This window comes from Nocardioides alcanivorans, assembly GCF_021555175.1.
Classification (GTDB): domain Bacteria; phylum Actinomycetota; class Actinomycetes; order Propionibacteriales; family Nocardioidaceae; genus Nocardioides; species Nocardioides alcanivorans.
Genome location: NZ_JAKGRW010000011.1, coordinates 18665 through 41077 on the forward strand (window position 1 = coordinate 18665; position 22413 = coordinate 41077).

At 68.3% G+C, this 22413-nt stretch carries 24 protein-coding genes and 2 pseudogenes; 6 read left to right on the forward strand and 20 right to left on the reverse strand.

Annotated features, from left to right (window positions below):
* Positions 1-94: 94 nt before the first annotated feature.
* From L1066_RS27535 to L1066_RS05845, 5 genes and pseudogenes are all read right to left on the reverse strand, one after another.
* Entirely contained in the window at positions 95-1159 is a 1065-nt protein-coding gene (locus tag L1066_RS27535) for an Ig-like domain repeat protein (RefSeq protein ID WP_235735416.1), read from the reverse strand.
* Positions 1156-1857 (reverse strand): hypothetical protein, encoded by a 702-nt coding sequence (locus tag L1066_RS05825; protein WP_235735417.1) that lies wholly within the window; start codon positions 1855-1857, stop codon positions 1156-1158. Before L1066_RS05825 ends, L1066_RS27535 begins: the two co-directional genes overlap by 4 nt.
* A gap of 118 nt (positions 1858-1975) precedes the next feature.
* Positions 1976-2826, reverse strand: a pseudogene (locus tag L1066_RS28430) (HpcH/HpaI aldolase/citrate lyase family protein).
* On the reverse strand, positions 2826-3398 hold the full coding sequence (locus L1066_RS05840) for an alpha/beta hydrolase (protein WP_235735420.1): 573 nt from the start codon (positions 3396-3398) through the stop codon (positions 2826-2828). The pseudogene L1066_RS28430 and the gene L1066_RS05840 overlap by 1 nt, the downstream one beginning before the upstream one ends.
* Positions 3399-3519: 121 nt before the next feature.
* Positions 3520-3843: an antibiotic biosynthesis monooxygenase family protein gene (locus L1066_RS05845; RefSeq protein ID WP_235735421.1), complete on the reverse strand. Its 324-nt coding sequence runs from the start codon at positions 3841-3843 to the stop codon at positions 3520-3522.
* 59 nt (positions 3844-3902) lie between these two features.
* On the opposite strand from L1066_RS05845, the gene L1066_RS05850 reads away from it, so the two are divergent.
* Together L1066_RS05850 and L1066_RS05855 are read left to right on the forward strand one after the other, a co-directional pair.
* Positions 3903-4730 (forward strand): hypothetical protein, encoded by an 828-nt coding sequence (locus tag L1066_RS05850; protein ID WP_235735422.1) that lies wholly within the window; start codon positions 3903-3905, stop codon positions 4728-4730.
* Positions 4727-5587 carry an NAD-dependent epimerase/dehydratase family protein gene (locus tag L1066_RS05855; RefSeq protein ID WP_235735423.1) on the forward strand — a complete coding sequence of 287 codons (861 nt, stop codon included), beginning with the start codon at positions 4727-4729 and terminating at the stop codon, positions 5585-5587. The genes L1066_RS05850 and L1066_RS05855 overlap by 4 nt, the downstream gene beginning before the upstream one ends.
* A 91-nt stretch (positions 5588-5678) precedes the next feature.
* Here the strand turns inward: L1066_RS05855 and L1066_RS05860 are convergent, their stop codons facing one another.
* On the reverse strand, positions 5679-6920 hold the full coding sequence (locus tag L1066_RS05860) for an LPXTG cell wall anchor domain-containing protein (protein WP_235735424.1): 1242 nt from the start codon (positions 6918-6920) through the stop codon (positions 5679-5681).
* A 68-nt stretch (positions 6921-6988) separates the two neighbouring features.
* On the opposite strand from L1066_RS05860, the gene L1066_RS05865 reads away from it, so the two are divergent.
* Positions 6989-7294 carry a hypothetical protein gene (locus tag L1066_RS05865; RefSeq protein WP_235735425.1) on the forward strand — a complete coding sequence of 102 codons (306 nt, stop codon included), beginning with the start codon at positions 6989-6991 and terminating at the stop codon, positions 7292-7294.
* On the opposite strand, the pseudogene L1066_RS28435 reads toward L1066_RS05865, so the two are convergent.
* The 7 genes and pseudogenes from L1066_RS28435 to L1066_RS05895 form a co-directional block, all read right to left on the reverse strand.
* Positions 7186-7524, reverse strand: a pseudogene (locus tag L1066_RS28435) (neocarzinostatin apoprotein domain-containing protein); the annotation flags it as partial. The gene L1066_RS05865 and the pseudogene L1066_RS28435 overlap by 109 nt on opposite strands.
* Positions 7525-7550: 26 nt before the next feature.
* Positions 7551-10436 (reverse strand): branched-chain amino acid ABC transporter permease/ATP-binding protein, encoded by a 2886-nt coding sequence (locus L1066_RS05870; protein ID WP_235735426.1) that lies wholly within the window; start codon positions 10434-10436, stop codon positions 7551-7553.
* On the reverse strand, positions 10433-11173 hold the full coding sequence (locus L1066_RS05875) for an ABC transporter ATP-binding protein (protein ID WP_235735427.1): 741 nt from the start codon (positions 11171-11173) through the stop codon (positions 10433-10435). The genes L1066_RS05870 and L1066_RS05875 overlap by 4 nt, the downstream gene beginning before the upstream one ends.
* On the reverse strand, positions 11154-11375 hold the full coding sequence (locus L1066_RS05880) for a hypothetical protein (RefSeq protein WP_235735428.1): 222 nt from the start codon (positions 11373-11375) through the stop codon (positions 11154-11156). Before L1066_RS05880 ends, L1066_RS05875 begins: the two co-directional genes overlap by 20 nt.
* Positions 11372-12517, reverse strand: coding sequence for a type 1 periplasmic-binding domain-containing protein (locus tag L1066_RS05885; RefSeq protein ID WP_235735429.1), 1146 nt, complete (start codon positions 12515-12517; stop codon positions 11372-11374). The genes L1066_RS05880 and L1066_RS05885 overlap by 4 nt, the downstream gene beginning before the upstream one ends.
* Before the next feature lie 81 nt (positions 12518-12598).
* Positions 12599-13207, reverse strand: coding sequence for a hypothetical protein (locus tag L1066_RS05890; RefSeq protein WP_235735430.1), 609 nt, complete (start codon positions 13205-13207; stop codon positions 12599-12601).
* Entirely contained in the window at positions 13123-14568 is a 1446-nt protein-coding gene (locus tag L1066_RS05895) for a hypothetical protein (protein WP_235735431.1), read from the reverse strand. The genes L1066_RS05890 and L1066_RS05895 overlap by 85 nt, the downstream gene beginning before the upstream one ends.
* A gap of 104 nt (positions 14569-14672) precedes the next feature.
* On the opposite strand from L1066_RS05895, the gene L1066_RS05900 reads away from it, so the two are divergent.
* The 3 genes from L1066_RS05900 (at position 14673) to L1066_RS05910 (ending at position 16170) form a co-directional block, all read left to right on the forward strand.
* The gene (locus L1066_RS05900) at positions 14673-15299 is read left to right on the forward strand and encodes a class E sortase (RefSeq protein WP_235735432.1); all 627 of its coding nucleotides are present in this window, start codon (positions 14673-14675) and stop codon (positions 15297-15299) included.
* Positions 15300-15312: 13 nt separating this feature from the next.
* A complete protein-coding gene (locus tag L1066_RS05905) occupies positions 15313-15483 on the forward strand; it encodes a hypothetical protein (RefSeq protein WP_235735433.1) in 171 nt (56 codons plus the stop codon).
* A 207-nt stretch (positions 15484-15690) separates the two neighbouring features.
* Complete coding sequence (locus tag L1066_RS05910; protein WP_235735434.1) at positions 15691-16170, forward strand: dihydrofolate reductase family protein; 480 nt, start codon at positions 15691-15693, stop codon at positions 16168-16170.
* Here L1066_RS05910 and L1066_RS05915 read toward each other — a convergent pair.
* From L1066_RS05915 to L1066_RS05945, 7 genes are all read right to left on the reverse strand, one after another.
* Positions 16164-16913: a maleate cis-trans isomerase family protein gene (locus tag L1066_RS05915; RefSeq protein ID WP_235735435.1), complete on the reverse strand. Its 750-nt coding sequence runs from the start codon at positions 16911-16913 to the stop codon at positions 16164-16166. The two genes, L1066_RS05910 and L1066_RS05915, sit on opposite strands and share 7 nt — an antisense overlap.
* Positions 16910-17635: a hypothetical protein gene (locus tag L1066_RS05920; RefSeq protein WP_235735436.1), complete on the reverse strand. Its 726-nt coding sequence runs from the start codon at positions 17633-17635 to the stop codon at positions 16910-16912. The genes L1066_RS05915 and L1066_RS05920 overlap by 4 nt, the downstream gene beginning before the upstream one ends.
* A gap of 5 nt (positions 17636-17640) precedes the next feature.
* On the reverse strand, positions 17641-18456 hold the full coding sequence (locus L1066_RS05925) for an SDR family oxidoreductase (RefSeq protein ID WP_235735437.1): 816 nt from the start codon (positions 18454-18456) through the stop codon (positions 17641-17643).
* A 97-nt stretch (positions 18457-18553) separates the two neighbouring features.
* Positions 18554-19381: a hypothetical protein gene (locus L1066_RS05930; protein WP_235735438.1), complete on the reverse strand. Its 828-nt coding sequence runs from the start codon at positions 19379-19381 to the stop codon at positions 18554-18556.
* 22 nt (positions 19382-19403) lie between these two features.
* Complete coding sequence (locus tag L1066_RS05935) at positions 19404-20144, reverse strand: hypothetical protein (RefSeq protein ID WP_235735439.1); 741 nt, start codon at positions 20142-20144, stop codon at positions 19404-19406.
* Entirely contained in the window at positions 20141-21430 is a 1290-nt protein-coding gene (locus L1066_RS05940; RefSeq protein WP_235735440.1) for an aromatic ring-hydroxylating dioxygenase subunit alpha, read from the reverse strand. The genes L1066_RS05935 and L1066_RS05940 overlap by 4 nt, the downstream gene beginning before the upstream one ends.
* 12 nt (positions 21431-21442) lie before the next feature.
* Positions 21443-22363: a dienelactone hydrolase family protein gene (locus tag L1066_RS05945; protein ID WP_235735441.1), complete on the reverse strand. Its 921-nt coding sequence runs from the start codon at positions 22361-22363 to the stop codon at positions 21443-21445.
* Between the last annotated feature and the right edge of the window lie 50 nt (positions 22364-22413).

Genomic DNA, 22413 nt, shown 5'->3' on the forward strand with positions numbered 1-22413 from the left:
CGGAGCTGTTGCTCCGGGGCCCTTGGCCTTGTCTCGCGTGCCGCCAGCGTCGATCAACGGCGCTTCGGGCTTGTCCCTCCCGAGGGGGTGGGTGTCACTTGACCTTGAAGTTCACGTTGGTCTTGGACTTCTTGAACTGCTTGTTGCCCTGGTAGACGGCGTTGACCTTGTACTTGCCCTTCTTCTTCAGCTTGGCCTTCTTGAGGACCAGCTTGGCAACGCCCTTCTTGTTGACCTTGACGTTCTTGGCGACGACCTTCTTCTTGCCGGCCTTGACGACGATCTTGACCTTGCCATTGGGGGTGCCGGAAGCGGCCTTGACCTTGATCTTGATGGTCGCCTTCTTGGCCTTCTTCGCGTACTTCGCCGTGGCCTTGCTGCTGGTCTTGACGGCCTTGGGGGCGGGCGGCTGCGGCGCTGCAGTCACGGGCACGTTGAACTCGGCCGGCGTCGCAAGGGTGCAGGGAATGGTCGCGGCAGAGCCAACGGCGAGGGTGAACTCTTCGACCGACACCGCAAGAGTGTCACCGGCCCCGGCAACAGCACCGGTCATCGTCGGGATCGCCACCGGAGTGCCGCCCTGGAAGTCACCCGTGCGGGTGCCGGTCAGGTCACCGAGATCGGTGCCGAGCGTGGCCACGAACTCCTGCCCGGGGAGGCTGACGAACGGCGGCGCAGTGTTGGGCATGTCCTCGAGGTCGGCGGAGAGTTGGACCGAGCCGCCGTTGGTCGCCTGAGCGCTGAACTGGACGTCCGTGTCATACGCGAAGTCGTTGCCCGAGAACGTGCAGTTCAGGGCGAGGTCCTTCACGATCGGCTCCACCGGGAGCTCAGTCACCGGCACCTCGAACTCCACGGGAGCCTCGAGGGTGCACGGAATGCTGGCCGACGAGCCCACGGCGAGGTCGAACTCCTCAACCGCAATGGCCAACGAATCGCCCGAGCCGGCAACCGAACCGCTCATCACGGGGATCGCGACGGGGGTCCCGCCTTGGAAGTCACCCGTCCGGGTGCCGGTCAGGTCACCGAGATCGGTACCGAGCGTGGCCACGAACTCCTGTCCCGGGAGGCTGACGAACGGCGGCGCTGTGTTCGGCATGTCCTCCAGCTCCGCAGTCAGGTCGACACCGGTCTCGGTGGCCTGCGCTGCGAATGTCACGTCCGTCTCGTAGGCGAACTCATTGGAACCGAAAGCACAGTTGAGGTTGAGGTCCTTCTCGATCGACGGCTCTTCGTCCTCGATCGCACCGACGGTGTCGATGATCGTGGCCTCCCCGAGTCCGGGGTGCAGACGGTCGGGACGGTCGTGTTGCTCGGGCTGAAGGAGGTGCCGATGTAGAGGTCACCCTCCAGGGTCGAGACGCCGAGTTCGATGTCGGTGGCACCACCGGTGATCACGGACCAGCTCCCGGTCCCGACCAGGTCGAAGGCCTCCACGTCGGTGCCCATCGCACCCTCGCGGTCCCACTGCGCGAAGGTGAGCTCGGCGCTACCAGCAACGCCGGAAGTGTCGGTCGTGGCCGTCATCGTGCCACCCATCCGGTTGACCGGACTGGGCTTGAACAGATCGATGTAGGCCTGGTCGAAGCGCAGTGCCGCAGTCAGCGTCGGCGTCGCGGTGTCGCCGTCGGCCAACTCGTCCGGGGCGTCCGTGTCGAATGTCAGCGTGGCTGCTCGCTCCCCGCCGTAGGAGGCGAAGCCGCCAGCCAGCTGAAGGTCACAGGTGTAGCTGATCGGGCCAGCCGCTGCCTGCGCCGGGGCGGCCAACAGGACTGCAGGCACAGCAAGCGCGCCTGCAGCCAGGGCAGTGGTCGCGAACGCCGCCACTCCCCTGCGCTTGTTTGATCGGAACTGCATGTTTCCTCCTCGGGCGGCCACGACTCGGGTGTGGCCTACGTCTCACGAGGGAGAATATACGATATCTGATAGTAGGCATAGCCCCAGTCAAACGTTCCCCGCAACTTTTCGTACGTCGTCAGCGACCGGCCCGCGCCAGCACCAGCCGGGCCTGCCTGGCCACGGCTTCGTCAAGCATTCGACCCCGGGAGTCCAGCGCGATCCCCGAGCCAGCGGCAGCCATGGCGGCCAGCACGTCCCGCGCCTCGGCGACGACCTCCTCGCCCGGAGTGAAGACGTCGTTGACGACCGCGACCTGCGCAGGATGGATGCACGCCCGCCCGACGAACCCCAGGCGCGCCAACGCCTCGGTCGAGGTCCGCAACGCATCGAGATCACGGAAGTCGGTGGACACCGGAGCGATCGGCGGCGCGATGCCCGCCGCCGCCGACGCCACCACGATCTGCGAGCGCACCCACAACAGCTCACGCTCGTCAGGCCCGAGCGTCACACCGAGGTCGGCCCTCAGGTCGGCCTCCCCACCTGGAGTCGGTGCACCCGGGGAGCCGCTGCGATCTCGGCAGCCCGCAGGATCGCGGCACCACTCTCCAGGAGCGGCACGATGCGCGCCCCGGATCCGAGCGAGTCCAACAGCCGCGCGGCCGCGACCACGTCGTCGCGGACCTCGGCCTTCGCGAGTACGACGCCAGACAGCGCACCGGACGTCGCAATCGCGCGAATGTCATCGAGGCCAACCGCCCCCGAGTTGACCCGCACCCAGACCCCCACGTCGGTGTTCGGCAGCCCGTCGAGCCACGCCGCCACGATGTCGCGCGCCAGCTCCTTGCGGTCCGGCAGCACCGCGTCCTCGAGGTCGACGATGAGCTCGTCGGCGCCGCGCCCGAGCGCGGAGCGCAGCTTGTCGGGAGCATCCCCGGGCACGTAGAGCGCAGAGCGGGCGACTCGCGGAGGCACGGCTTCGGTGGTCATCAGGAACCTTTCGGGGAGACGGCGGCAGCCAGCTCGAGCAGCAGGAGTGCCACCTCGGCAGGGGCGGTGATCGGGGCGTCGTGGCCGGACTCGAGCGTGCGGTGGGTGCGCCCCGCGGCGGTGAGGCGCGCCCGAGTGACCTCCGACGGGTAGCCGGCGGGAGTGCGAGCACAGAACACGTACTCCTCCGCCACATCCGGCGGAACGGCAGGAACCGGATCGAGCGCCGGGCCCACGGGAGAGCGGGTCATCCGGGCATCCACCCATGCGGAGAGCTCGGCGCCGTACTCGCCCGCATCCGCCTGTCGTGGCGCCATCGACATGTCGCGCGGAGGATCGCCGCCGGGTCTGGGCAACAGATCGACCGCCCGCTGGCCCGGCACCGGCACGGCTCCGTCGAGATGCACCAGCAGACCGACCCGGCCGGGGAGGCGAGCAGCGACGCCAGTCGTCACCAGGGCACCTTGGCTGTGGCCGACGAGGACCGCGTCGCGCAGGTCCTCCAGCTCGACCAACCTCGCGACCTGGTCGACCCAGACGTCGAGCGACGTGACCTCCGCGAGCCGAGCCACGTGCTCCCCGCTCCGATCAGGCTCGGCGCGTGCACGTCATGACCGGCTGCGATCAGCAACGGCCTGACGCGCGACCACGCCCAGCCGCCACGGAAGGCGCCGTGCACCAGCACGAAGGCCGTCACGGTCGCCGCGGATCCGGCTCGTCGAGCACGATCTCGAGGTATTCACGCGGGTAGGAGTCGTAGGGCTCGAGGTGCTCATACATCAGTTCGGTGTGGGCGACGTACCCGTCGGCCTTCGTGCACTCCTCGTAGCTCTCGACCGAGTCGAAGAAGCGCAGGTGAGTGAAGTGCTGACGGTCCTCGACCCCGCGTACCAAGCGGCGACCCCGAAAGCCCGGGTGGGCCCGGAAGAAGCGGCCGAACCGTTGGTTCAGCTCGATGTAGGCGAGAGCATGCTCCTCGCCGTCCTTCGTGCGTGCCTGACTCACCACGACGATCATCAGCAGCCTCCTAGCGCAGATCCCTGGCAGAATAGATCATATATGTATAGCCTGCACGGGTGACCAGCAGCAGACAGACCAAGACCATTCCCGAATTCCTTGCCGAAGCGCCCGACGTCGACAGCCATGACCTGTGGCGTCAGTTCTGGGAGATCCTCAGCGAAGCGAAGGACAAGATCACCGCCGTCCTGCCCGTGCAGCCCCACCCCAGCTCGGCAGGGCTGGGGGCGTGGGACACCGGCGACGGCAACTACGAAGGTTCGCTCAACACCTTCAGCGGCGACCCCGACAACGGCGCCGAGTGGCTCGTGCACTCGTGGATCGGCAACCGGAGCGCGTCGATCCTCGACATGAACCTCCAGGTCTGGCTCGGTCCACACATCGACGTCCCGCACCTGATCATCGTCTTCGGCACCGTGCCCAACGTCTTCCACTACAGCGACCTCGTGCCGCGCCACGACCTGATGGTCGACCTCGACCATCTGCACCGCTACTACGAGCCCCAGAACGAGGAGTGGCTCGGCCTGCGCGGCGACGACCGGTTCACCTGGTCGGTCAGCCACGGCACCTACATGCGTGCCTTCCTCTCCCCCTTGGGCAACTCCTATTTCGCCGACCGGAACGACGACGTGGTCGAGACGCTCCGCAAGGCCGTCCACCGGCGTGTCGACACCTGGTTGCAGTGGGTCGCCGAAGCCGAGCCCGTGCCGGTCGAGGAGCGCGCGGCACTGCGCGCCCGCGACCACGCCGTGCGCGTCAACGGCTACACCCTCGACCCGATGAACGAGCTCTCGAAACGCTTCCTCGGCGCCGAGCGCGTCGACGAGCTCGTCGCGGTCCGCGCAGGTCTCTCGCAGATCGCCGAGATCGAAGGACGTGCCCGATGAAGGTGCTCGTGATCGGAGCCGGTTTCGTCGGCTCCGCAGCTGCCACCAGACTCGTCGAACTCGGCCATGAAGTGACCGTCACCGCCACCAGTGCCGAGAAGGTGGCCGCCCTGCGCGAGCGCTTCGACAACGCCGTACTCCTCCGTGGCTCGGAGGCCGACACCGTCCGCGGCGCCGTGGCGGGCCAGGATGCGGTGGTCGTCACCGCAGGCCCGTCCGCCCAGGGCTCGATGACCCCCGAGGGTCGCGCCAGGACCTACCACGACGTGCTCGTGAGGACGGCGGAGAACGTCGCCGCCAACGTGGGCCCGCAGACGCGCGTGGTCTCCTTGTCGTCGCTCTCCGTCTACGGCAACGCGGCGAACCACCTGCCACGCATCGACGAAGGATCGCCGGTCACCGACTCGGACGACCCCAGCCCGAGCAACTTCTTGGCAATGGAGAAGACCTACTCCGCGTTGGGCGAGCGTGCAGTCGTGCTGCGCTGCGGAGACATCTTCGGGCCCGGCGACCCGCCGATCGCCGAGAAGGTCGCGATGGCGCACGAGTACCTCGGTGGCTCGGTGCCGTTCTCGGGCGACGCCCTGCTCTATCGGTTGTACGTCGAGGATGCGGCTGACGCTGTCGTCCACGCGCTCGAGCACGACTTGTCGGGCGTCTTCAACCTGACCCATCCGGAGCTGCCGCCGACCAACGCCGCCCTCTTCGACACGTTGTCCGCCGACCAGGGCCTACCGGCACTGGTCTATCGCGACGAGATCGCCTCCCCCGCGTCACCGATCTCGGTCGCACGACTGACCGAGGCCGGCTTCACTGCCACGCGCTCCTTCGATCCCGCACTCGCCGACCTAGGTTGACACTTCGCTGGAATGAACTTCCATCGAAGGCAGAAGCCCCGGACCTCGATCGGGTGAGGTCCGGGGGCTTCTGGCTCTCAGGCCAACGGAGTCAGGCTTCGTTGCGGCGCCGTGGCAGGAAGAGGAAGAGCGCTCCACCCAGCAGCACGAAGGCGCTGGCCCACAGCCCGAACATGAGCAGCGGTGCCCCGGATCCGGTCTTCGGCAGCGACGACGTGCTCGTCGAGGTGGTGTTGGTGTCCCCGGTGTCGCCGGGGTCGTCACCACCGTCGTCACCGATGCCGACGACCATCTTGCTCAGCTTTCCGCTGCCCTTGCACTCGGAATAGATCTTGACGCCGGCCATCTCACCGAAGTCGAAGTCGAAGCCGGTGATCTCGACGTCCAACTCGTCCTCATCGGTGGTGATCGACGCAGTCATCGTCGGCACCGCAACCTCGCCGTAGGAAGGAGCATTGACCGTGGAGGTCTCAGCGAAGGAGACCTTCTTCCCGCCGACCTCGGCCTTCGCGGTGACCTTCATCCGCCCGTTCTCGATGGGCAATGGCGCCAGGCCCGGGATCTTCGAGAAGTTGAGCCGCAGGCTCACCTTGCTGTCGTCGGCCGAGGCCCGGGAACCCGACATCGTGACCGTCGGCTTGTAGTCGAAGGGACTGCCGAGCTCCTGCAGGACGCAGCTGAACGAGACCTTGCCCTTGGCGGGCGTCCCCTTCTTGTTGCCCTTGTCCGTGGGCTCGTCCGTCGGCGTGGCGGTGGGGGTCGGCGAAGCGGTGTCGGTCGGAGTGGGCACGACGACCGTGCCGTCCTCCACCGTGATCGGGTCGAGTGCCCAGTCACCCGTGCCCGTCACCGGGCACTTGGTGGTGAGTCCGGACACCGTGAATGCGACGCTCTTCACGGTCACGTCCAACGTGTCGTGGGTGTCGTCGAGGATCCCGACGACCGGCGGCACGGGCACTGGAGCGTTGGGGGCCGCGGTGACCGCCGCGGATCCGGTGAGCGTGACCGTCGAGGTGACCCCGTCGACCTCGACGACGACTTCGCCGGTCATCGGAAGACCGTTGATCGCCACCGGCGCGATTCCCGGCAGGTTGCTGAACTGCAACGACAGCGACGTCGTGGCGCCGTCGGTGATCGCCTCGGCGTCCACCGTCGCGTCCCAGCCGAAGGCAGGGAACGTGGCGGTCTGGCAGTTCATCGTCATGCCACCGGCAGGGGCCGGAGCGGCAGTGGCCGCACCGCTGCCGAGCCCGACCGTGGACGTCACCAGGCCGACCGTCGCCAGCGCGACCGCAGCGGGACGACGCCAGCGAGGAGTTGGAGTCACCGTCATGCCACACCCCCGGGCGACGGAAGGCAACGCGCAGGGCACCACCGGCGAGCAACAGGACGCCGCCGCCGATGACGAGGATCGGCAGCAGGTCGCCGGCACCGGTCTTGGGCAGCTCACCGGCCGCCTCGTCGTCGGACGGCGCCTCCGGCTCCGGGTCGGTCGGCGCCGGCGCGGCGGCCCCGAAGGTCACCGGCTGGTCGTGGGAGTTGGCCGCAATCGTGGCGGCATCCGACGTGGTGGGCAAGGGGCCGATGCCGATCACGCACTTGTCGACACCGCAGTCGATGCCGGAGAACTTCTGCATCACGGTGATCTCGAACTCGCCGATCGAGCCGTTGGCGTCCGCGTTGCGGAACGTCGCGCCCGACAGGTAGCAGTCGCCCGGACCGGTGTAGCCGTCCTTGCACAGGCCGACCGCGATCTGCTTGAGGTTGGGTTCGAACCCCGTCCCGCTGACCGTGATCTTCTGGCCGTCACTCAGCCCGTCGAACGCGCTGATCTGGACCGACGGGGCCGCAAGGCTCGGCGGCGCACAGATGATCGCGACGACGAACAGCGCGATGGTTCCCGCCAGGAACTTGGTCAGTCTCTTTGCGCTTCTCACGTGTTTCTCCTCGGTGGGACGGAACTTCAGTGGTTCGGGACGCCCGGGAAGTCGAGCGGGTCGGACAACGCGGCCGCAGGACGCACGGCCGACCGGGTGATCGCGTTCTCGTCGGTGCCCAGATAGGAGCGGACGACTTCGGGGTGGGTACGCACTTCATCGGGAGTGCCCGAGGCGATGACCCGGCCCAGATTCATCGCGATCATCCTGTCGCAGAGGTGCGACAGGAGCGGGAGATCGTGTTCGATCACGATCATGGTGGTGCCGAGCTCGCGGCGGATGCCCAACAGCAGCTCACCGAGCGGCTCGCTCTCGCTCTGGGCGATGCCTGCCGACGGCTCGTCGAGCAGCAGCACCTTGGGCTCGAGCGCCAACAGGCTGGCCAGCTCGACCACCCGCCGGGTGCCGGTGGAGAGCTCCGAGACCGTACGCCGGACGAAGGGTTCCAGCCCCATCCGTTCGACCAGCTCGTCAGCCTTCGCAGCCTTTCGCCGCTCAGCAGCTCGACCACCCAGTGCAGCGGCCCAGATCTGGGAGGGCTCGACGCGCTCCTGCGCCAGCATCAGCGTCTCGTGCACGGTCAGGGTCGGGAACAGCGCCGCGTCCTGGAAGGAACGGACCAGGCCCAGTCGCGCCCGGTCCTCGGGCGGCCGTTTGGTGACGTCGATGCCGTCGAAGCCGATCGCGCCACTCTGCGTGGCGGTGAAGCCGGCGATCAACTCGAAGAGCGTGGTCTTGCCGGCGCCGTTGGGACCGATGATGCCGACGATCTCGCCGGGTGCTGCGGAGAGACTTGCGCCATCGACCGCGACCAGTCCTCCGAACCTGCGCGAGACCCCCTGCACCTCGAGCATGGGCAGGCCGTCCTCGGCCTCCCTGGCCCTGCGGCCACCGCCCAACCCCTCGAGTCGCAACTCACGTGAGAGCGGGGAGACCGCAGCTGACGTGGTGCCGTAGCGGGCGTGTTCGACGTCGATCCCAGCGCGCCTGGCGACACCGTCTGCCCACCAGTCGCGCGCCTTGGCGATGAGCCCACCGAGACCGTCCGGCAGGAGCACGACGACCAGCAGCCAGCCGATGGACAGGGCGGCCTGGCCAACCAGGCCCATGGGCCAGATGCTCGGAATGCCCACCAGGATCAGCGCGCCGAGCACCGGTCCTCCGGTGAGCAGCAGGCCACCGACGACGGCGATGGCCACGACGTCGATGCTGGCCGAAGCCGGGAACGAGTTGACGGTGAGCGAGGTCTGGCTGTGTCCGATGACCGCACCGCCGAGCCCCGCGACCGCGCCGGAGATGGCGAACATCTGCAGCTTGCGCATCCGACTGCGCACCGTGAAGGCGCGGGCCGCGTCCTCGTTGTCACGCACGGCCTGCATGGCGCGACCGAAGCCGCTGTGGCGCAGGTTGCCGACGACCCACATGGCGAGGAGGAGCATCAGCAGGGCGAACAAGTAGTAGTCGACTGCCAGGCTCAGCGCATAGCCGAACCACGTCGGCTTCGCGGGCTGCACCCCGAAGCCGAGGAAGCTGTCGAGCTTGAGCAACCAACCGCTGGTCGCCAGCGCCAGGGCCAGCGTCGACACCGCAAGCGCCAGGCCCTGCAAGCGCATCGCGGGGATTCCGACCAGGGCCGCTGCCGCAGCCGCAGCCAGGACGCCGGCAGCCACCCCCAGCACGAAGTTGTCGGTCGAGGCAACGGTGTGCACCGAGACCGCGGCCCCGATGCCGGCATAGGCGAACTGCCCCAGCGAGAGCTGTCCGGAGACGCCGGTCAGCAGCCCCACGCTGAGTCCGACCAACGCGAAGCCCGCCACGTTGGTGAGCGCCGACGCCGTGGCGTTGGTGACCACGTAGGCCGCGCCGACAGCGGCACCGACCATCACGAACGACATGATGCGCGGGAACCAACGGACCGCCCACAGCTTGCGATAGGCATCCGGCAACGGGGTCATCACGATCCGCGTCCAGCCGCCGCCCTCACGGGCCGCGCGGCCAAGTGCGGGCTGGCTGAGCAGGGCGATCACGATGATCAGGCCCAGCGCGACCGGCACCATGTTCCGGGTGTCCGGGTTGGAGAGCAGGACCTGCTCGAGCACGCCGACGCCGAGAGAGGCCACGACCGCGATCGGGATCGAGGTCATCCGGGCGATCACCGCGCCGGCCAGACCCTTGAGGAGCATGTCGGGGCCGAGCGTGTCCATCGACTGACCAGCCGTGGTGGGCGTGACCATGATGGCGGAGAAGGCTGCGATGCCAGCCGCGATCGCCCACGCCAGGGTGGCCATCCGCGGCGCGCGGATGCCGTTGAGCAGTGCCGCGTCGTTGTCATCGGCCGCGGCGCGGATCGCGATGCCGACGCGGTGCTGACGGAAGAAGAGCGCCAGCCCGATCAGCAGCAGCGGTCCAAGGATCGCCATCGCCACGTGTGGCGTGAAGATGTTGGTGGTGCCGATGGTGAACTCCGGCAACCCGGGCGGCCGCGGGAAGGTGAAGCCACTGACCCCGTCGGCGTTGATGATCAGCGCGAAGATCAAGATGAACTGCGACAGGCCGAGCGTGGCGATCATGCCGATGATGCTCGGACGACCGGTGAGCCGCCGTACGACGAGCCACTCGATCCCGGCGCCGAGGATCGCAGCCACGCCGAGGGCCAGCACGAAGGAGACCCAGTAGGGCATCCCCCAGTCATTGACCAGGAGCGCCAGGATCGCGGCACCGAAGGCACCCACCGAACCATGGGCGAAGTTCACGAAACGGCTGGACCGGTAGACCAGCACCAGGCCGATGGCGAGCAGACCGTAGGTGAGGCCGCCGAAGAGGCCCAGCACCAGCCGGTCGATGCCGAAGTCGAAGCCGAGCCAGGTAATCCGGTGGTCCGTCAGCGCGAGGGCGGTCAACATGGGATTCATGCCACCTCACCTCCGAGCATCAGAGCCTGGATCCGACTGGGGTCGGCACTGAGCACCGCCGCCGATTCCTCGGCGATGATCGCGCCCTTCTCCATGACGTAGGCGCGGTGCACCAGCGAGAGCGCAACGTTGACCGACTGCTCCACCACCAGCACCGAGGTACCGCGCTCGTTGAGCCGACGGACGAGCTCGCACAGGCCACCCACCACGACGGGTGCGAGGCCGAGGGAGAACTCGTCGATGACGAGCAGCTTGGGATCGTTGACGACAGCCTTGGCGAGGGCGAGCATCTGACGTTCACCGCCGGAGAGCGTCGACGCCGGTTGGTTCCGGCGCGCATTGAGCCGTGGAAAGATCGCCAGCGCGGCCTCGACTGCTTCGCGGACCCACTTCTGGTCCTTCGTCGCATAGCCGTGCATACGGAGGTTGTCGACCACGGTGAGCGAGCCGAACGAGGCCTGACCGATCACCTGACCGAGCCCCTTCTCCACCCGCTTGCGAGGCGACCAGTACGTGCTGTCCCACCCGCCGATGTGCACGGACCCCGAGTCGGGCTTGAGCAGTCCACCGATCACCCGGAGCGTCGTCGACTTGCCCACCCCGTTGGGGCCGAGCAGGGCCACCATCTCGCCCTGCTCGACGTACAGGCTCGTGCCGAAGAGGACCTGCACCGGTCCGTAGGAGGCGTTGACATCGGCCAGGCTCAGCGCCGGCGCTTCACTTCGAGAAAGAGACATCTTCGCCCTCGTAGACGAAGCAGGCGCAGCCTTCGTCGAAGCGCATCATCCGGTAGGCACCCGCGGCCGCACGGCTACCGCCACCGAGGCCGTTGCCGAAGCCGGAGGCCGTCTCGAAGGCGGCACCGTCCCGGTCCACGGCCGCGCTCCACGTCGTCGCGTTGAACGTGCCGTCGCCGACCCCGTCGCTGCCGAGCTTCAACAGTCGCGCCGCGTCGCAATAGGGAATCGCGAACCGCGCGTTCTCCCGGGTCTCGAAGGTGATGCCGCCTTCGGCGTAGATGTCGAGGCACTCCTGCTCGGCGCCCGGCTGGGGAAGCTCAGCTGCTCGTCCGCCAGGTCCTGCGCCGGCTGGAACCCGATGCCGACCATGCCGACCATCGTCTCGGCCGGGACCGTCTTGGGGTTGTTGACGAAGAACGACGGGTTGTCGAACGTCGAGATGCCGTACGTCGCATCGAGGCCCTTCGACCCGGCGATCGTCGCGAAGATCGAGGCCAGCCGGGAACCACCGAGGAAGAACACCCGGTCGATTCCCTTGCTGGCGAACGTGATCGCCGCCTGCTCCTCGCCCATGAAGATGGTCCCCATGTCGGTGGTGTCGACCCACCCGACCTCGACATCGAGGCCGAGTTCCTCGAGCTGCTTGACGGCCTTGCCCTCGACGGCTCGACGATTGACCGGGTTGTCGGCCGCCACGATCGCGACCTGGTCACGTCCGTCGAAGAATCCCTGCGCGTCCATCGCTTCGATGTAGGAGCGGGTGAAGGCGTCGTACTCGGGGTAGCTGGCGGTCCACAGGTGGGGGTCGAGCTCCGCGTAGAGCTTGGCGTCGCTCGCGACCAGCGTTGCGTCGAGCACCAAGGTGTTGCGCTCGTCGTAGCACGGACGGGCATTGGACTGGAACTGTCCGGTCAGCACCACGGCGAAGGCCTGGTCGTCCTGACTGACCTGGTTGCAGAGCTGCTCCTCCGCGGCCGGCGAGTCCACCTCGGCGTTGTACCAGCGGAAGACCGCGTCGAGTTCGCGTCCACCGAGCCCGCCGTTGTCGTTGACCCACTTCTCCAGGGCCTCGACCTGCTTCTCCGGATCGCCGATCGACGCGGTGTTGAACCCCGTGGCGTCCTGGACCCCACTCAGGTCCACACCCACGAAGACGACCTTCACGCTGTCGTCGGTGACGCCCGGACCCGCGACCGTGGGGTCGGCGCTGCCACCGCCGCCGGGCATCAGCGCGCCGCAGCCCGCCAGTGCCAGCGCGGCGACCGACCCTGCCGCGGCAGTGCGCAACCAAAGGGCGTTGTCGCGACGCCGTGTGGCGTTGCGCTCCGCTGCCTGTGCCATGTGCTCCCTCTCGTCCGACACCGTGGACGGACCAAACTATATACGATATCTACTTGCGGGACGAGACTCCCGTCACAGATTTCACAGCTGGGTGAGATCGCGCTCTCGACAACGCTCGATCCACCGGTCGACGGCCCCCTCGTCGACCACCGCATCGGCGGCCTCTCCGCTCGTGGCGACCTGCAGGGCCCACCAGCGTTCGAGCGTGTCGAGGTCGATGACCGCTTCGCCATCAGCGACCCCGAGGGTCTCGGTCACCGGCGGGGTGCCAGCTGCGATCAACGGCGCGGCGGGCGCCATGAAGCGGCGCTGGAGCGCCCAGGCGACCAGGAGCACCCCGAGCCCGTTGAGGCCGAGGAGACCCCAGGGGTAGGTCTCCCAGGTGAGTCCGAACTCGCCCCTCTCACCGTCGCCGACTCGACCGGTGATCGTGTAGGTGCCGTGGGCACCGACCGGAAGTGCGATCGGCACCGTGATGCGCGCGACCTGCCCCGGCTCGAGCCGGCCGATGCCGTCGCTGAGGAACACCGGCTCCGGGTCTCCCTTGCCCACCGCGATGCTCAGCCCCGGCGCGGTGATCGCGACGTCGCCGAGGTTCTCGACGGTCAGGCGCAGCTCCCGCTCCGGCGCAGCACCGAAGAGATCCTGGATGCGGGTGGCCCCACGAAGCTCGGCCGAGGTGACGGCCACGTCGCCCTGGGCCGCAGGCAGGTCTGCACCGGGAGCCGGGACCTCGTTGACCGGCAGGTCGACCGTCGGCGGGGTCTCCATGGATGGCGCCGCCTGCGACGTCGTCGACGGGCTGCTGCTGGCAGAGGTGTTGGGGCTGGCGGTGCTGCCCTTGCTCTCGTCATCACCACCCTCCTTGCCGGGGGCGCAGTGCCTCCGAGGTCAACGTCGATGGCCGCCTCCAGGGCGCCGCCGGCACGCGCCTGCTGGGCACGCAGCTCACTCACCTCGATGCCCTTCTTGACCTTGACCACCCCGGCGACCCTGCCGAGCCCACCGGCACGCAACCGACGCTGGCCGACCTGCTTGCCGTTGTCGTCGAAGGCACGCACGCGCACGTGGCGGGTCGGATCCCAGTCGGCGCCGGCGAAGCGCAGTCGGGTGGCCTTCGCGTTGTCGCGCAGGGAGAGGGTCGGCGCCCCGAGCAGTCGAAGTGGAGCGACCGCCTCGTTGCCGAGCTCATCCTTGACCGCGACCGTTCCCCCTCCCGGCACGACCGAGGCGATCACGGGCAACGTGGCCTGACCGGCGCCGTCGGCCGAGGAGGTCGGCGTGCTGACCGGCTCACAGGTCGCGGCGTCGCACACGGCGGCACTGACTGCACCGTCCGAGGCAAGCCCGGACCAGCTGATGCTCACCGCATCACCAGCGCGGGCGGCGTACCGGACGTCCTGCCCCTGCACGGAGTCGATGGCGACCGATGGAGCCGGAGCGACGTCGAAGGCTGCCGTCACGTTGGTGTCGAGCGGGTCCGTGGCGGGATTGCTCCCGCCGACGTCACTGGCCTCCGGGTTCGTCTGGCCGTTGCAGACGACACGCTGATCGAGATCGGCGACAGTGAAGACCACGTTGCGGAGCACCAGGGTGGTGCCACCCGGAGCCGCGAGCTCGACCGCACCCTCGACACTCACCTCGGGCAGCGACTCCGTCGCATCCTCGGCAGTGAGGTCCACGGACACCGGCGGCAGTTCGGTACGCACCTGGTCCGCTCCGACGAGGTCGAACCAGTACGTCGCCGAGTCAGCTTCCTCGAGTCCCGTCGGAAGGGTCATGGCGAGGGCGAAGGTGCGTTGACCCCCGACCGACGTGGCTCCGGAGGTCGTGAGGTCGAGCAGGTTCTCGCTCCCCCACGGGATCTGCGGGTCTGCGGCATCGATGCCACCGGTGGCGTCGTCGAGGTCCGTGCCCGCCGCGGGCACGTAGCTCCAGCACCCGCCTTCCAGCGCGACTGGCGCAGCAGAGGCACTGGCCACGAACCCCGGCAGCGCGGATCCCAGCACCACCCCCATCACGAGCAGGGGCCTTACGCTTCGGTCCAGCATCGAGCAATCCTCCAGCGGTCGTCCTGCGGATCCACCCGGATCACTGACGCCTAGATGATATATCTGTTTCTGTGAGGAGTGCATCAGGTCACATCATTTCGGCAGTGGCCCGCGTCGTGGCGGAGCTGCTGCTGACCGTCGGCCTGCTCTTCGCCGCCCTCGCCTTCTACCTCCTGGTCTGGACCAATGTGCAGACGCAGGCGGCCCAACGCGACCTGCTCCAGGAGTTCCGGTCCCAGCAGGAGAAGAGTCCCGGGCGCAGCACCGAACCGAGCACCGGCGAGGGCGTCAACGTGCTGCACATCCCTCGCCTGGGCAAGGACTGGGAGTGGGTCGTGGTCGAGGGCGTCGACCTGGACACGCTCAACGACGGCCCCGGACACTTCCCCGACACCGCCCTCCCGGGCGAGAAGGGCAACTTCGCGGTCGCCGGTCACCGGGCCACGCACGGCGAACCGTTCGCGCACCTGGACACGCTCGTCGAGGGCGACAAGATCCATGTCGAGGCTCCGGACGGCTGGTACACCTACCAGGTGACCTGGAGCCAGATCATCGCCCCGACCAGCACCGAGGTGCTGGCTCCGTCCCCTGGACAACCCGGCAAGAAGCCCAAGGTCCAGTCGATGACGCTCATCACCTGTCATCCCCGCTGGGGCTCGACCGAGCGCCTGGTCGTCGGGGCCCAGCTGGTCGAGCACCGCGCCCTCGGCGCTGGCGCTCCCCGGACCTGAAGGACTGAACGCCGTGTATGCCTTCCTCTGGCGCCACCTGCCCGGCCCCACCCCCGTCAAGGTCATCGAGGCCCTCGCACTCCTGGTCCTCGTCTTCCTCCTGCTCATGCACGTCGTCTTCCCCGCCCTCGAACCCCACCTCCCCCTCGACGAGGTCACGGTCGGCCAGGGCTCCCCCACCTGACCCGACCTCGACGTCACCGGGGCTGCCGTTGCCGGCGTGGCCGACTCCGGCTCGGCGCGCACGCGCAGATGAGAAGCGGTGCCGGCAGTAGTCTGGGCGCGGGGGTCCTCGAGGGAGCAACGAGATGAGACCACTTCGATACTCGATCAACGTCACGCTCGACGGCTGCTGCCATCACGAAGCAGGCCTCCCCCGGACGAGGAGTCGATGCGCCACTGGACCGCCGAGATGGCGCGGGCCGATGCCCTGCTGTTCGGCCGGGTGACCTACGAGATGATGGAGTCGGCGTGGCGCCGGCCGGACACGGGCACGTGGCCCGAGTGGATGGATGAGTGGGAGATCCCGTTCGCCGAGACCATCGACCGGGCAAGGAAGTACGTCGTGTCGAGCACCTTGCGCGGGGTCGACTGGAATGCCGAGCTGGTACGTGGCGACTTGGGTCAAGCGGTTCAGCGGCTCAAGCAGGAGCCGGGCGGTGGCCTGTGGGCGGGCGGGGTCACGCTTCCCCTGGCGTTGGCGGACCTCGGGCTGATCGACGAGTACGAGTTCGTCGTGCAGCCGGTCCTTGCCGGACACGGGCCGACCCTGCTCGCCGGTCTGCGCGAGCGGGTCCAGCTCGAGCTCGTGGATCGCCAGGAGTTCCGGTCGGGAGCAGTCGTCCTGCGGTACCGGCCCACGGGTCAGTGATCGCGCAGGAGACTGCCGTAGCCGTGGAGCTTGTCGTCGATCCCGTTGTCACGCAGCGCCATCCACCAGGTGGCGGCGTTGATGGCGATGACGGGCTTGTCGAGCCAGCGCTCGGCCTCATCGGCGAGCTCGGTCATGCACAGGTTGGTGCCGCACTGCACGATCGCGTCCACGTCCGGGTCGTTGACGGCCAGCATCGACTCGCGCAACGTCTGCTCCGAGACGTGGGCGATCGACACGGCGCTGGGGCAGCTGAGGCCCTTGACCTCCCCCACGTCGAACCCGAGTTCGGTGAAGAACTTGCGCACGTTGGCATCACCGATCGGCGTGTAGGGAGTGACGACACCGATCTTCCTCACCCCGAAGAGCTTGAGGGCACGCTCGCACGCCTCCGCCCCGGTCGCCACTCCGAGGCCACCGGAGAGATCCTGGATCTGCTTCACGAACTCGCGGTTGCCCTCGACGCCGTCCCAGAAGGTCTCGGCACTCATGCCCATGACCATGTAGTCGGGTTCCATGGTCATGATGCCCTCGACGCAGTCGGCCATCGAGGCGCGAATCTGCTCGAGGAGCGCCTCCATGCCCTCGTCATCACCGATGCGACCATCACGGATCAGGATCCGCCCGTAGTGGGAGGTCACCCCGGGCACCCGCATCATGTCGAACTCGGGCTGCACGATCGTGTTGGTGCTCGGCGCGATGACGCCGAACTTGCGGCGCCAACCCAGTCGGTCCACGCTCACGCGGGCACTCCTGACTGCTCGTCGGCGGAGCTCTCGTCCGCCTTGTCGGACAGGTGGTCACGCAGCCACAGTGCTCCCAGCAGGAAGCAGAGCTGGACCGCGGAGTTGGTCAGCTGTTCGGCCCACTGCAACTCCAGCGACTGGTTCGGCTGAGCGGCCAGCGGCGGCAGGATGTTGGTGCCGAGCGTGTAGATCACGAACAGGTAGCCGACCGACTTCTTGCCCGCCCGGAAGGCGATGACCGCCAAGCTGATGGCCATCACGCAGGCCGCGACCGCAGCGGCGATCAGCAGGGGCCAGTTCTTGTACTCACCGGCAGACCAGCTCATCCAGCCGGCACCCAGTCCGGCAGCGAGCGGGAAGAGGACGAACGGCCACGGGCCGACCTCGCGCCCCTTCGCCAGACTCAACGACGCCCACGCCACGGCTGAGAATCCGAACGCCAGGCACGGGAAGAGCAGGTTCTCCAGCACCGGGTAGTCCCAGCAGTTGCTCGCCACCAGGATCTTCCACAGCGCCTTGCACAACCCGCCCAGGGTGACCAGCAGGCCACCCACCAACGCCACCGAGTAGGCCCGGGGCACTCGGAGCCGGACCGCACCGGCCAGGATCCAGAACGCGGCTCCGGCAAGCAGGACCGGGACGAAGTCCTCCACCGCCAACGGAACGTTGTATTCGGTGCAGACGTCCACACCGCGAGCGAGCACCACCTGTGTCGACACGATTCTCAGGCCTCCCCGGTGGCGAAGATGTCGCGCTTGCGGAAGCCTGCCGACATGAAGCGACCCATCGCCTTCGGCTTGGTCAACCACGCGACCCGGGTGCCGTGCTTGGTGGCGCCGAGCATCTGGTCGACGAGCCACGGCGTCACGGTCTCCACGCGGTCGCCCAAGATGTTGAACACGCGCCTGACCTTCTCGAAGCCCTCCGGGTCACCCGCGTAGTCACCGACCAACAGGTCGGTCGCCACGATGCCCGGCGACAGGAAACCCACCTTCACGGGCGTTCCCTTGGCGTCCTTCACGAGCGCCTCGGTGAGATAGTGCACGGCGCGCTTCGAGGCGCCGTACGTCGCCATGCCCGGCTGGTGCTCACCACGCGAGCCGAAGCCCTCCATGTTCCAGATCCAGCCGCCGCCGGCCTGCTCCGCCATGCCCGCCTGAGCGATGGCCGAGCCGTTGAACGCACCGATCAGATTGGTCTGCACCACGGCGTCCACGGTTGCCGGCAGTTGGGCGACCAGCGGACCACGAGGCGCGGACAACCCAGCGTTGTTGATCCACAGGTCGACACGTCCGAAGTGCGCAGACACCGCGTCCCAGAGCGCCTGCACCGCAGCGCGGTCGGACACGTCGGTGACGAGGCCGAGCACCCGGCCCGGGTCGGCCAGGCCCGCACGCAGGACGGTGACTCCCTCGTCGATCGACGCCTGCGAACGAGCGCAGACCGCCACCTGGTGCCCCCGAGCCAGCAGCTCGCGCGACAGGCCGAGGCCGATCCCGCGCGTGCCGCCGGTGACGACGACGACCCGTGCGGCACTCACCGCGGCTCCCAGGCCAACGACCCGTGCACGAAGTGCGTGGTGGTCTCGCCGTGCAACAGCTGCCAGACGATGGCGAGCTCACGGGTCTCGGGATCGATCAGGAACTCGCGACCGCGGATCTTCTCGACACCGGTCTTGTCGGCGCCGACGAGGTGCTGGACCGTGAAGAGGGCTCGACCGTAGGACGTGGCGTTGCCGAAGACCTCAGGGCCCTCGAACATCGTGCGGGCGCCGTCGCGGTGGCGGTCGAACGTGTAGGCCCGCTCGAGGTCGCCACTCCAGGTGATCGTGTGCCGGGCCGAACGCAGCGACGTGGGCTCGTGCTCGATGCGCACCCGCACCTCCCCTCGGTCGTCTGATCGGCGCCGTTGAGGAAGAGGGTGCCGGTCCAGGCACCCGCCTGCTTGGTCGGGAGCACCTGGGGACGCGGGCCCCGCTCCACCTCGAGCTCGCGCCAGTCGTCGACCAACTGCTGCGTGGCCGGGTTGGTCTCCCGGTCGGTGGTGCGCTTGTAGACACCGTTGAAGACGGCGCAGACGGCCCAGCCGTCGTGCAGCACGGACGAGTAGACCTGCGTCTCCCCGTCTGCAAGCACCTGGTTCCAGGTGCGCAGGTCGGCCTGCCAGCCCGGCGAGTAGTAGTTGGCCTCGACGAAGAGGCCGTAGGGCTGCCCGGTGCCGTAGAAGTCGGGGCCGGTGTAGACCCGGTTCTCGTCGGAGTCGACGACCCCGAAGTCGAACTGCGCACCGAGCTCGAAGCGGTTGCGCAGCGGACCGGCTCCGGAGAGCTTGGAGTCCATCCAGTAGCGGGCGCCTTCGGCGGTCACCTCGCTCGCGCGGGCGATGTGCTCGAACCCGACGTGGTTGCCCTGGGCGTCGAAGAGGCCCGGGATCCCGTGCCACTCCCCTCGATCCGCTTCTGCCACTCGCTGGTCTCGACAGCCTCACTCACCGGACGACCTCGTTGGTGACGAGTTGGAGGCGCACGCTCTCGGCGACGTCCTCGCCGAGCAGTCGGCTGATCTGCGCCCACACCTTGTCGACGTCGGCGCTGAAGAGCAGGCTCCGGTTGCGCGCGTCGCGCACGGCGAGGTCGGTGTCGGCCAGGTCGTCGCGTACGTCGGCCGGCACGTCGCCCTCGACCAGCGAGAACCAGTGCTCGAGGTAGGCTTCGACCGGACCGTCGAGCTGCCCAAAGGCCTCTTCACTGGCGCGGTTGGCGAGCATCCACGACGACATGACGGTGAGCTGGCGCGGATCGAGCTGCGCCCTGGAGAGTCCCTCCATCTCGTGCACCTGGTGGAACGTCTCCGTCAACGGGGTGTGCGCCCAGTCGTTGTAGACCATGTGGGTGCCCGCGTCAGCTCGCTGGACCAGGTCAAGGTGGAACGCGTAGTAGTCACCCGAGTGGACCGAGTCCAAGGTGAAGTGCGGCACCGGCGATCCGTCGGGCATGAACGCGAAGACCATGTGGCTGTCGAGTCCGATCTGGGGCACCACGATGCCGACGTAGACCGCCTTGGCGATCCGCTCGCCCCGGAAGATCCGCACGGAGCCGACCGGGTCTGGCCCCATCACGGAGACCAGCGTCTGGAAGGGACCGCCGTCGGCTCCCTCCACCTCGGTGAGCCCGGTCCGGGCCACGATCTTCTCGACGGTGCTGACACACAGCTTCTCGGGCAGGCTCACGCCTTGGCCTCCTCGTTCTCACTCTTCACGGCAGATTCGGTGGAGCCTTCCGGCTCGTCGCCGGCCCCACCGGCCGGTACGTCGGCACTCGGCTCCGGGTCGGGCATCACCAGGCGGCGCTCGACGCGGGGCTTCACGTCGGGCGAACCGGCGAGGATCTCGCGGCTACGCACCTCCTTGAAGTTCCACGCGCTGGCGAGTTCGGGCACTTCCTTGCGGATCGGCGACGGGATGACGCGGGCCTCGACCCGCGCTGGCCCCTCGCCGACGATCGTGTTGCCCTCGACGCTCCAGCCCTGGTCGATGAGCTCCTGGCGACGACGGCGATAGAGCACTGCGTTGTAGTCGCTCTTCACGTGCAGCTCCGACGAGAGGTCGAACGGCAGCAGCTCCGGTCGGACCGCGTCGACGATGCCTTGGTCCTCGCGCAACACCTTGAAGATGCGGCGCTTCGCGTCGAGATCGGCCCACGCGCCCTTGAAGAAGCCGCGCAGGGCGACGAACTTGACCAGCGTGGTCTCTTCGTCGATCGGGATGTTGGTGTCGAAGATCTTCATCGGCCCCATCGGGGTGTTGACCTCGATGAGCACCATGTTGGGCAGGAACCAGGTGGTCGACACCTCCACCGGGGGCCGGTTGGCGAGGTCCTGCTTGTTGGGGTTGATGAGCCCCCACAGTCCCTTGGACCGCGGCGGGTGCAGGGTCACCGAGGCCTTGCAGTGCCACGGCGACTCCTCGGTCCGGAACTCCGGCACCTCGGGCTTCTCGCGGTTGCCGAAGACGCCTCCGTGCACGAACGGGGTGTGTGCGACGTCGACACCGTTCTCGAGGATCCGCTCGTAGTTGGACTTCCACAGGAACGAGCCGGTGACGGCGCGGTAGTTCACGGTGTCGTCGATCGCGGACCAGTCGGGGATCGGCGGCCGCTCCTCCTCGGGGAGGTCACCCATGTAGACCCACACGAAGGAGTAGCGCTCAACGACCGGGTAGGAGTCGACGCGCGCCTTGCGCGGGATGCCTCGGTCGGGGTGGGCGGGGATCTTCACGACCTCGCCACCCGGGTTGTACTGCCAGCCGTGGTAGGGACACACGATGCAGTCGTCCTTCACCTCACCGCCCGACAGCGCGGCACCGCGGTGCACGCACAGGTCGGAGAGGGCGACGATCGAGCCGTCGCTGCCCTTGCGATAGAGCACCAGCTGCTGGCCCAGGATCTTGATCTTCTTGGGCTTCCCTGCGACGACGTCCTTGCTGAACTCGACGGCGTACCAGAAGTTCTTGAACATGAGGGGCTCCTCCTAGCGTCGACGGGCGTCGGCGATTTCAGGTTGGTGATGGCCCAGCCATCGGTCTCGGGCCGCCAACGCCGAGGGGTCATCGCCAAGCGTGGCAGCAAAGAAGGTGACGAGGAGGTCGAACAGCACCTCTCGCAGGTGATCCTGGTCGGCTGCCGGCGGAGCCTCGAGGAAGCCGCGGGCCGAGGTCGGGTCTTCGGGGGCTGCCGGCAGCATGTGGCCGGCGTCGGCGAGTTCCACCAACCAGGCTTCGGTGGTCTCGGGCAGCGCCTCGCTCCAGGTGCGCTCGATCGGGTCGTGTCCCGGCGCGCCGGCCTCCTCGCCGTAGCGGATCGCACTGGCGGCCACGATTCCGTCAGCAGTGCCACCCACCAGCAGCACCGGCACCTCGACCGGTGCCGGCAGCAACGTCCCGGGGGCGTGCCCCAGTTGCTGCGACGCCATCGTGTGGGAACCGTAGGTCGCCACTGCCCGGACCTGCGGAAACCACTGCGGGCGTGCTGACTGCAGCGCCACGGTGCCACCGGCCGAGTGCCCGAAGAGACCGATGTTGCCGAGGTCGAGCAGCCCGGCCAACGGGCCGGCCTCCTGCGCCTGGGCGACCGCGTCGAGCACGGCAGCCAGGGCGGGGGTGGTCGGCTTGCTCCCGTAGGTGTCGGGCCCGACCGCGCTCAGGTCGACCCCGGGCGTCAGGCCGACCTGGCCCGGGAACAGCTCGGCCACCCAGTCGAAGGTGACCGCGACGATCCCGGCGCGCGCCAGTGCCACGGCAAGGTCGAGATAGCCGACGGACGCGACGTTGATGCCCGGCAGCACGATCACCACGGGGTACGGCGCTCCGGCAGGATCAGCGGCCAGCATGCCGCTCATCCGCTCGATGTCGTTGCTCGCCTCGAGCGCCGGGTGGCGCATCGTGAGGTGCACGGTGTCGAGGGAGCCGCGGCGCCGGGCACCCGGACAGCCGTCCGGTGGGT